Source organism: Phormidesmis sp. 146-20 (assembly GCF_052939475.1).
Window position 1 is genome coordinate 65236 of sequence record NZ_JBJPHT010000030.1, and the last position, 9630, is coordinate 74865.

General features: G+C 46.7%; 12 protein-coding genes. 3 read left to right on the forward strand and 9 right to left on the reverse strand.

Annotated features, from left to right (window positions below; all coding sequences use genetic code 11):
• Positions 1-54 precede the first annotated feature (54 nt).
• The gene (locus ACKFKH_RS21090) at positions 55-474 is read left to right on the forward strand and encodes a transposase family protein (protein ID WP_446860315.1); all 420 of its coding nucleotides are present in this window, start codon (positions 55-57) and stop codon (positions 472-474) included.
• Between the two features lie 125 nt (positions 475-599).
• Here the strand turns inward: ACKFKH_RS21090 and ACKFKH_RS21095 are convergent, their stop codons facing one another.
• Together ACKFKH_RS21095 and ACKFKH_RS21100 are read right to left on the reverse strand one after the other, a co-directional pair.
• Positions 600-983, reverse strand: coding sequence for a hypothetical protein (locus tag ACKFKH_RS21095; protein WP_446860316.1), 384 nt, complete (start codon positions 981-983; stop codon positions 600-602).
• 414 nt (positions 984-1397) lie between these two features.
• Positions 1398-1607: a hypothetical protein gene (locus tag ACKFKH_RS21100; RefSeq protein ID WP_446860317.1), complete on the reverse strand. Its 210-nt coding sequence runs from the start codon at positions 1605-1607 to the stop codon at positions 1398-1400.
• A 566-nt stretch (positions 1608-2173) separates the two neighbouring features.
• Between ACKFKH_RS21100 and ACKFKH_RS21105 the strand changes: the two genes are divergently transcribed.
• A complete protein-coding gene (locus ACKFKH_RS21105) occupies positions 2174-2740 on the forward strand; it encodes a helix-turn-helix domain-containing protein (protein WP_446860318.1) in 567 nt (188 codons plus the stop codon).
• Between the two features lie 202 nt (positions 2741-2942).
• Here the strand turns inward: ACKFKH_RS21105 and ACKFKH_RS21110 are convergent, their stop codons facing one another.
• On the reverse strand, positions 2943-3989 hold the full coding sequence (locus ACKFKH_RS21110) for a FecCD family ABC transporter permease (protein WP_446860319.1): 1047 nt from the start codon (positions 3987-3989) through the stop codon (positions 2943-2945).
• Positions 3986-5005, reverse strand: a complete 1020-nt coding sequence (locus tag ACKFKH_RS21115) for a FecCD family ABC transporter permease (protein ID WP_446860320.1) — start codon at positions 5003-5005, stop codon at positions 3986-3988. The genes ACKFKH_RS21110 and ACKFKH_RS21115 overlap by 4 nt, the downstream gene beginning before the upstream one ends.
• 183 nt (positions 5006-5188) lie before the next feature.
• Here ACKFKH_RS21115 and ACKFKH_RS21120 point away from each other — a divergent pair, with 183 nt between their 5' ends.
• Complete coding sequence (locus ACKFKH_RS21120) at positions 5189-6151, forward strand: Rpn family recombination-promoting nuclease/putative transposase (protein ID WP_446860321.1); 963 nt, start codon at positions 5189-5191, stop codon at positions 6149-6151.
• A 69-nt stretch (positions 6152-6220) separates the two neighbouring features.
• On the opposite strand, the gene ACKFKH_RS21125 is transcribed toward ACKFKH_RS21120, so the two are convergent.
• The 5 genes from ACKFKH_RS21125 to ACKFKH_RS21145 all read right to left on the reverse strand — a co-directional run bounded on the left by ACKFKH_RS21125 (position 6221) and on the right by ACKFKH_RS21145 (position 9549).
• Positions 6221-6895: a TetR/AcrR family transcriptional regulator gene (locus ACKFKH_RS21125; RefSeq protein ID WP_446860322.1), complete on the reverse strand. Its 675-nt coding sequence runs from the start codon at positions 6893-6895 to the stop codon at positions 6221-6223.
• A 123-nt stretch (positions 6896-7018) separates the two neighbouring features.
• The gene (locus tag ACKFKH_RS21130) at positions 7019-7420 is read right to left on the reverse strand and encodes an MAPEG family protein (RefSeq protein ID WP_446860323.1); all 402 of its coding nucleotides are present in this window, start codon (positions 7418-7420) and stop codon (positions 7019-7021) included.
• A 36-nt stretch (positions 7421-7456) separates the two neighbouring features.
• On the reverse strand, positions 7457-7603 hold the full coding sequence (locus ACKFKH_RS21135) for an SDR family oxidoreductase (protein ID WP_446860324.1): 147 nt from the start codon (positions 7601-7603) through the stop codon (positions 7457-7459).
• A gap of 66 nt (positions 7604-7669) precedes the next feature.
• Complete coding sequence (locus ACKFKH_RS21140; RefSeq protein ID WP_446860325.1) at positions 7670-8587, reverse strand: helix-turn-helix domain-containing protein; 918 nt, start codon at positions 8585-8587, stop codon at positions 7670-7672.
• Positions 8588-8946: 359 nt separating this feature from the next.
• A complete protein-coding gene (locus ACKFKH_RS21145) occupies positions 8947-9549 on the reverse strand; it encodes an NAD-dependent epimerase/dehydratase family protein (RefSeq protein WP_446860327.1) in 603 nt (200 codons plus the stop codon).
• Positions 9550-9630 lie beyond the last annotated feature (81 nt).

Consider the following 9630-nt stretch of genomic DNA (forward strand, 5'->3'; position numbering starts at 1 on the left):
TAGACCTCCTGCATGAATCCTGAGCAGTGATTAGGGGGGATTCATGAGACCAGCGTGGAGCGCATTGTTCGCAAGATTGAGAACATTTTGATCCAGTCCAGGGAGTTCCGATTGCCGGGTCAGAAAGCTCTGTACTCGTCGGAACCCGAATGGAACATCCTACTGGTCGATGTCAGTGAGAGTCCGATAGAACGCCCAAAAAAACAACGACGCTACTACAGCGGCAAGCAACGCTGGCACACGCTCAAAGCGCAAGTCGTCGTAGACTATCTCAGCGGCATGATTGTCTGCACTACCTTTGGCAAAGGACGACAGCATGACTTCCGACTATTCAAGGATTCGCAACTTCCGACTCAAATTGAACAGCTTTGGGTCGCAGACCGAGGTTACCAAGGCATTACCAAATTTCATGCTTACCGTTGTACGCCCTACAAAACGTCAACAAAAGTAAGAGTTGAGTTCAATTTTTGTTAAGCAGGTACTGGTCTTCTAGTTTGTGGTAAAGATGGTTAGTATCCGTAATCATGATATCGGCATATTTGCACGCTCACGAAATTGTTGATTCTACCCACTACTAATTAAAAGACCAGTGATTGTCCTTACCAACTTACGTTTCCGCTGGCACTACACTTAGTATTATTCCAGCGTGGTTCTTGGCATCTTAAACGAAGCTTATATGTACGCCCTGCAAGTGTAGTAGCGGTTTTTGATACAGTGCCTTGATCTCTGATTGTTCCATTTGCAACAACAGTTTTGTCTCCTTGATCAATTAAATCGTATCCGACATTTAGATTGTTGCGATTACTAATGTCAACCCTCACAATACGTTTACCCGGTTTCAGAGAGTCAGAAAAAACTGGTCCACTACCACTCAAAAAAGTAACGCCGTAAGCCTTCTCCGAAAGGGCTTTCTGACAAATGATTGCAGATAATGATGCTACAAGCAATGCGGCTGGAAATACAAACATTTTACGTACTTTCATAGCTCTCCTTTGTTGGATTCTACAAATCTCTTGGTTCAAAGCTGAAGCTGACGAACCTACCCATTACCCTGTGATTCATCCCTTGAGTACAAGTGTTGTTTGCTCGACTTCAGACAGATCACCCACTGGGTCTCGTCCATGTATCCCAAACAGATAAATTTCATGGTTGCCTCCAAAATTTGCTCAGAAATTGTCGCCTGCATCTAGTAGTCGTTTGGTGAAGCGACAAATCGACAGCCTCGCAAAAAACTTTTTCAGCCCAATTCGTGCAGGCGTTTTTCAAGGAACCTTCGCTCTGGTTCCTGTTTCACGATCGCGAGTGCCTGCTGATAAGCTGCTCTAGCTTCAATGTGTAATAGATGCGCCATACTTTCTCCTGATCAATCACGATTTCAAATCGAACGAACAACCTGTCTAACGACAATAAAATCGTTGCTCTAACCATTGACGCACTTCTTGCTCTGAGTGAAGACTGGCAGAGCAACGAGTAGCGGGGTCATACACCTGAAAGTAGGTTTGACCAAAGCGATCGCGGCGCTGTCGGACTTGCGGTTCACTCGATGATGATGCAAGGTTCCAAATCAAAGATAGAACTGACTTCAATTTGACAGCGATCGCTAACATCATTCTTTTCAGACGCTTGGAAATAGAGAAAGCTTTTACACTCTTTTGGTGTCGTAAGTTATGAAAGTCGCAGTAATTCATTGAAAACTCCTTGCAAGACTCATAGTTAAGTCATCACCTTTTTAGTTTAGATAAACGCTTTCCATCCGACTATCGGATTCTTGTGCCAGTATCAGGATCTTGCGATCGATTTTTAGAATATTGCTGGAAAATTTTGTAGAACTGAATACAATTGAAGCTATGCAAATTGGGTTTGCATCATGAAGATAACCCCTACTCAGCTCCCTAAAAGTCCTTGCTTGCCCCGCTTGTCTAGCCAAAATCTGGGGTGGGAAAACATTTCGGTTGATCAATATCAGTATCCGAACGGTGAGACAACGTGTCATTCTAGTCATGAGCATATTATCTGTTTGTCCCTTTCAGCTCGCCCAGTTCACTTGCTACAAACGAGGGGAGACAAGACTCGTCAGGGGAGGTTTGGAAAAGGCGACATTTCCATTACGCCTGCAAAGACCCCGTTTTATGATCGCTGGGAGGGAGAAGATCATTACTTAAAAATTCGCCTTGTGTCTCGTTTCATTGAGCGCGTTGCTAGAGAAACCCTTGCGAGTAATTCTGATCAGCTTCAACTTCGCCTTGAATTTCGGACTCGCGATCCGCAAATTGAAGCGATCGGCAGGATGCTGCTAACTGAACTGCAACAAGAAAATCTAGGTGGCAAGCTGTACGCTGAATCTCTGGCAAATGTTCTAGCTGTGCATTTACTTAGACAGTATGCGACTACCCAAGCTCAGATTCCCGTCTATGTCGGTGGACTTCCCCAGCGTCAACTTTTGCAAGTGCTAGAGTACGTAGATGCCCATTTGCATCAAGAAATTCAACTTGCCAATTTAGCCCAATTGTTGGAGATGAGTCAGTTTCACTTCAGCCATTTGTTTAAGCAGTCGATCGGCATGGCTCCCTATCAATACTTACTTCAACAAAGAATAGAACGAGCAAAGCAATTGTTGAAACAAACAGATCACTCGATCGTAGATATTGCTTTGACCTGTGGGTTCAGCAGCCATAGTCATCTGAGTCAACAGTTTCGTCAACTCACAGGCATGACCCCGAAAGCCTACAGAACGAATTAAGCAAACGCACCCTTCAACAAACGACTGAAGAGATTGACGTGAACGGGAAACTCTTGACCAAGATTGGGTAAAAGCTTATGACCTGCTGTCTTTGAGAATGAGAGTGATGAAGCGCCAAATTTTCAGAAACGTCATGTCCTCCTAAAGCCGATACAAGGGGGCGAAGCGGACTGGAACGGAGCGACAAAAATCTGTTCATAACTCATTTAGGATTGCTATATAAAGATCGACGATTGCGAATCAGCAAATAGAGAAAGAACGGCGCACCGATCGCGGCTGTGATGACTCCACAGGGAAGCTCAATCGGCGCAAACACTGTTCGACCGACAAAATCGGCGAGTACAACTAACACGCCACCGATCAAAGCTGAGATCGGCAACAGTCCCTCGTGTCGATTGCCAACAATCTGCCGTCCTACATGAGGTGCAATCAAACCCACAAAGCCGATCGTGCCCGCAGTTGCAACTGATGCTCCTGCTAATCCCACTGCGACCATTACAAGCAATCCGCGCTGCCATTCGACTCGGCTTCCCAATCCTTTCGCCATGTCTTCTCCTAAGTTCAGTACATTCAGATGTCTTGCTAACCCAAATGCAGCAGGCACAAGTACAATCAGCCAGGGCAAAAACGAAACCACTTGTTCCCAAGTCCGACCGTAAACACTGCCTGCTAACCACACTAAAGCCTGACTGACATCGTAAATTGAGCCAAAGGTAATCAGTAAACTGGTGAAGGCACTCGCGATCGCAGACAATCCAATCCCCATCAAAATCAACAAAATCGGTGAACTGCCTCCATTCCAAGCCAATCCATAGATTAGGGCTGCCATCACTGCCGCCCCTCCAAAGGCAGAAAACGGTAGCGCGTAGACTGGAGCCTCTGGAAACAAGACAATGACCGAAACGGCTGCAAGACTAGCTCCAGTATTGATGCCAATAATGCTAGGGTCAGCGAGTGCATTGCGGGTTAAGCCTTGAAAGATAGTTCCTGAAATCGAGAGTGCAACGCCCACCATGAAGGCAACCAGGGTTCGAGGCAGGCGTAATGTCTGGATCACAAACGCATGATCAGGATTGCCTGTATTAACGCCGAACAATGTTTTTACAATGTCTAGAACTGCGATCGGGTATTCCCCTCGTCCAACATTGAGAACAATCGCCGCAAATCCGACTGCTAATAAGAAAGCCGCGATCGCAGGGACTCTTTGATCGAGCCGAAACGAAAGGATAGGAGAACGCCAATCGCTCATTTTTTTACCTTCGATTTTGCAAGATAGACAAAGAACGGCGCACCGACGATCGCAGTCATTACGCCAACGGGAAGCTCTTGAGGTTTCAATAACACGCGCGCTGCAATGTCTGATACTAAAAGCAGAATTGCACCAAGTACGGCTGAATAGGGCAAAATCCAGCGGTAGTCTGTTTTGATAAAGAATCGCACCACATGAGGAACGACTAAACCCACAAAACCAATCGGGCCTGCGATCGCAACCGAACTTCCTGCAAGTAAAACAATACTAATTGCCGTCAAGATCTTAATCCAAACAGTCTGCTGTCCCAAACTCGTTGCAACATCTTCCCCTAAACTAATCGTTGTGATTTGACGACCCAGCAAAAATGCAATCAACAATCCAGCACCGAGAAACGGTAAGACCTGCAAGAACAAGCTAAAATCGCGCCCTGCGAGTGATCCTGCCAACCAAAAGCGAATCTCCTCAAAGGTGCGCTGACTGACGATTAGAATTGCTGTCGTGATTGAAGAAATCAACGCAGATATGGCGGCTCCTGCAACTGTCAAATTGAGCGGAGTTGCGCCTCCTCGTCCAAGAGTACCGAGAAAATAAACGAGGATTGCTGCGATCGCGGCTCCCAAAAATGCAACTCCCGCATAAACCGTTAACGAGGAAATACCAAACAGAAACAAGCTAATTACAACCGCCAATGCTCCGCCTGCTTCAATCCCTAAAATTCCAGTTTCCGCAAGTGGATTACGGGTTAAGCCTTGCATTAATGCACCTGAAACCGCGAGGGCAGCACCGACTGACATTGCGATTAGCGATCGCGGTAATCTCACAGTTTGGATCACCAGATGATCGAATGAATTGTCAAATGTTGTGAATGATCCCAAAATTGTCGCTAATGGAATGTCTCTTGCACCAAGAGTGACACTGTAGATTAGAACGAGGAGTAATGCGATCGCACCTAAACCGAGTCCTAATATAGGCGAAATGGCAGGTTTGAAGACTCTAGGTAGAATTGAAGTCATCGCGAAAGAAAGCGCTTAATGCAAATAAGTCCCAATTGTACCGTGTTGTTTGCGAAAAATCGTTTGCAAAGATGCAGATTTAACGATTTGTCGATCTGAGCCGTTGTGATGCAGTGTGGAAACTGGATATCGATCACACCTGAGATCGGTTCTATAATAGGGCCATCGTGTTATCTCAGTCCTATGGTGTTTTCTCTACCAGACCGATATATCAGCTTACTCACCGACTTTGGTTTTAAGCGGGTCTTTGGTACGGAGCCAAACAAGCACTTGCTGATCGATTTTCTCAATACGCTGCTGCCTAAATACCATCAGATTCGCGATCTGACGTTCAAGAATTCAGAGAAGCCAGGCAACACAGCGATCGACCGTAAAGCGATCTTTGATATCTATTGTGAAGCCCAGAACGGCGATCGCTTCATCGTCGAAATCCAAAAGGCAAAGCAGAATTTCTTCAAAGACCGCAGCGTTTACTATGCCAGCTTTCCGATTCAAGAACAAGCGGAAAAAGGCGAATGGAACTACGAACTCACCTCGGTCTACACGGTCGGCATACTAGATTTTATCTTTGATGATCACAAGCATGAAGAGACGTTGCTGCACATTGTGGAACTGAAGGATCAGCACTGTCGCGTGTTTTACGAGAAGCTCAAGTTTATTTATATCGAGTTACCGAAGTTCAAGAAACCGTTGGAGCAGTTGGAAAGTCATTTTGATAAGTGGTTATTTTTATTTCGGCATCTGGCTCAACTAGATGCACCGCCGCCATCGTTGCAGGAGGAGGTGTTTGAGGAGTTGTTTGAGGTGACGGAGATTGCCAACTTCTCGCCTGATGAGCAACGTAGCTATCAGAGTAGTTTGAAGGCTTACCGAGATTGGTATGCGATCGAGATGACGGCACGGCAGGAAGCGATGGAGCAAGGGCGAGAACAAGGGCGAGAACAAGGGCGAGAAGAAGGACGGGAAACACAGACGATCGCATTATTGACCCGTCTTTTAACCCGGCGACTCAGACAGGAACTCCCTGAAGAGACAAGATCGCGCCTTTCCAGTCTGCCGCTCCCCGTTCTCGAAGACCTCAGTGAAGCGTTGCTAGATTTTTCTGAAATCAGCAATTTGGAAATATGGTTAGCCGCACACGAATAACCTCATTATTCCGCCTTTCCGGTGCGTTGACGGGGTATTTTTTGGGGTCATCGAAGATAGTACAATTGCTCAAGTGCTCAAGTTGTTTGAGTTCAGGCAAGATGCGGCATGACCCAATTTTGGCGTTGCTGAATAGGGGCATTGCTGAGTCGTGGGATGAATTGCCCCAAAGCAGAGGGAACGTAAGTGGGCGATCGCTTGCTGCAAGTGAATCGGATCGTGATGGAGTTTGCTCAACATCAATCCGCCTTCTAAACAGATAATCAATAGCGTTGCGGCTGCCTTAGCATCGACGGTCGAATTCATTTCACCGCGTTTGATGCCTCTTCGGATGATGCGAACAATCCAACTGTGCCAGTGTTTCATTTCTCGACTTGCCTGTTCTCGCAATCCCGGCAAGGCATCATCAGATTCGATCGCTGTATTGAGTAACGGACAGCCACCAGGAACGGGAGGATCGCGAAAAAACTGCTGGAAGACGGTCATAAAGGCAAGTAGTTGACTAGGTGCAGAATCATGACCCTTATAATGCCGCTGCATAGTGTTGACACTAGGCTGCACCGAGTAATTGAATGTTTCCAGAGCTAATTGCTCCTTACTCTCAAAGTGGTTGTAGATTCTTCCTTTCTGTAATCCTGCGGCTTGCATGATAGCGGCGATCGAAGCCCCCGCATAGCCTTGTTGATTGAAGATCGGGGCTGCCTGTTGCAGAATATCAAGTTTTGTTGTCTCGCCTTTTCCCATAGAAGACCGATTGGTCGCTTTAAGCCTAAGACTAAGAGAATGGGTTGAAGAAGTCAAGCTGTTGAGATCCAACAGGCTAACTTTTTAGTTAGCGCAAAGCGCAACTGCGAAGCAAACGCACAATTAAAAAACAGCTAAAGTCGTCAAGGCAATTAAGCAACTAAACTGAATCACTAAGCTCAAAAGCCGCAATCTTGGATCGAGACCTGCAATGTGGATCACGGAGTGTAGCATCCGACATGCAATGTAAATCCAGATTAAGATATCGATTCCAGTTCCAGAGGTTCCTTGAACAGTCAGGAGAAATACGACTCCCAGATATAAAGGTAAGTTCTCGACTAAGTTGGCGTGTACCCGGTAAAGCCGCCAAAGCAAGCTTTCATCGTTTGGGATGGCGAAGTCTTTGATCGAGCCACCCGTTGCTAGATGCCGGATTCTCACGACGATGAGCAGAACCGCGATCGCAATAGTCCATAGAATAAAAATCACTAATCCCCAAAGTGGAGCAGTCATCTCGTTTAACATTTGCATTTCCTCTTCTGTAACTAGCAGTCAATCTTCTTAACTCCTACCCAATTCAGTCCAACCTCCGTCCACAACCAGTTCTTCTCCCAGCACAAATGAAGCTTCATCGCTGGCTAAAAATAGCACTGCTTTGGCAATCTCAATCGAGACATACAAGCACTCACTTTCAATCGCAACTGACAACAGCTTAGGAAGCTTGCGATTAAGAATGATAGAAAAAAGTTGCGGGATTTTGGGACATTCTTGCGCTCACGCTTGCTGGAATTGTCTTGGAGTCACACCCAAGTTCCGCTTAAAGCATCGGGTCAGATGGCTTTGATCGCAAAAGCCGACTCGACTCGCAATCTCTGCAATGCTGAGTTGACTGTGTTGGAGTAGGAATTTAGCTTTCTCAACCCGGCACTGCAAAATGTATTGATGCGGCGTGAGATGTGTGGATTGCTTGAACAGACGTAAAAAATGGTAGGGACTCAATTGAGCAATTTCTGCCAGTTCAATCAGCTTGATGTCTTGGTGAAGATGCTCATTGATGAATTCCCTGATTTGTTGCACTTTTAGTTTCGATAATCCATCCGCACCACTCGATAACTTTGGTTGGATTGTGCAGTAGTTCCGCAGCAGATGAATGGCTAAAGTGGTTCTGAGGCTATCGATCAACAACTGCCCTCCGATTTTACTCTCCTCCACTTCTTGTCTCAACGTAGAAACAATGCCTTGAATGAGGGCATCTTGCTGAGTCATGAAGTAGGGAATGAGTTCAATGCGATCGGGATTCACCCAATCTTGACCCACTTGGTGAAGTAGCGCAGGGTCGATTGCCACGATCGTAAACTGGGCGGTGATGCTCCAATTACATCGCTGCGAAATGCCTGCGGGGATGATAGCAATGTCTCCGTCGTAGCGGGCTTCTCGTTTCAGTTTGCCGTCTAGCCATCGCTCTCCCAATCTCATTTCATCATCTAGAGAGATTGTGCTCGGCGGACAGTAAGCAATCACATGCCAGTTTGCTTCATGCTCAGGGGTATCGAATTGGGGTTGGTGATGATGTTCAAAATGGATCTGCTCCCAGCCGCAGCTTTTGAGCACCGCAGGACGCGGCAGCAGAAAATCGGAGGTCTGTTCCTGGCTAAAGTCAATGTTCTCGATTTCTTGCTCTGTCATTCTCATCGTGAACGCCTCCCAACTTGTTGAACTCCCTTAACATTAGACTTCCTGCACGAATCATAGATGCCCTCCGACTAAAGTCGGGGCTACTACAAGAGCAAAGTGTGCCTTCGCACACTAAAGAGGCAATTTTAACCGTTAGTCCACGGAGGTGGACTTCGTTCTGATAGCAGCGATTTCAATCGCCAGGTATTCTTAATCATTTTACATAAGCCGACCCAGTGCCAGCGGGAGCATCCCAACTGTGCAAATCTGAATCGGATGGCATAAAGTGAACGGGTTCTCATTTTAGGAGTAGAGGCAATGACTCCCGACCAACAAGCCCGACTGAAAGCCTACATCCGAGAAGCGGCGAGCATTCTCTACGAAGTCAGGGAACAAGAGATGCAAACGATCGGGGCATTCGTTCGTAAATTCCATAGGTCATGCGGGGCAAAAGGGGTGGTTGCACTGATAATATAGCGACCAAAGCCGATCGCTGGAGCTTTCTCAAGGGCAAGGAGATGGGCACTCGCCACGTCTTCTAGATCTACTCTGCAATAGAGCAATTCGTTTGCCTTGATGTTGCTATCCGGGTAAGCCAGTCGCGTTTCTAGGTGATCGTCTTCTTCTGGAAAAAACCGCGAGGTTCGTAGAACGAGACAAGGGAGACGTTGATTCCGGTAAAACAGTTGGCACAAATCTTCTGCGGCAGTCTTGGTCACGCCATAGATGTTTTTGGAAATAGGCATCACGTCCTCGGTAATCCAAGCCGTAGGCGCATCGGCAGGCGGTGTGAGCGCGCTACCAAAGGTGCTGGTTGTGCTAGTGAAAATAAAAGCTTGTACATTGGCTGCCACAGCTTCCTCCAGGAGATTAAGCGTCCCCGTGATGTTAGTGTCCACAAAGCTTTGGCGACTATGGGTCGAGACATGAGGTTTGGTAGAGTCGCGGTATGAAGGACGGCATCCACCCCTTTCAGGCATTGTTTGACCCGATCGCGATCGCAGATAGAGGGTATGTCAATAGTTTTGTGTCAAAGGTGAAAAGTTAGAGGGGAAATCGGT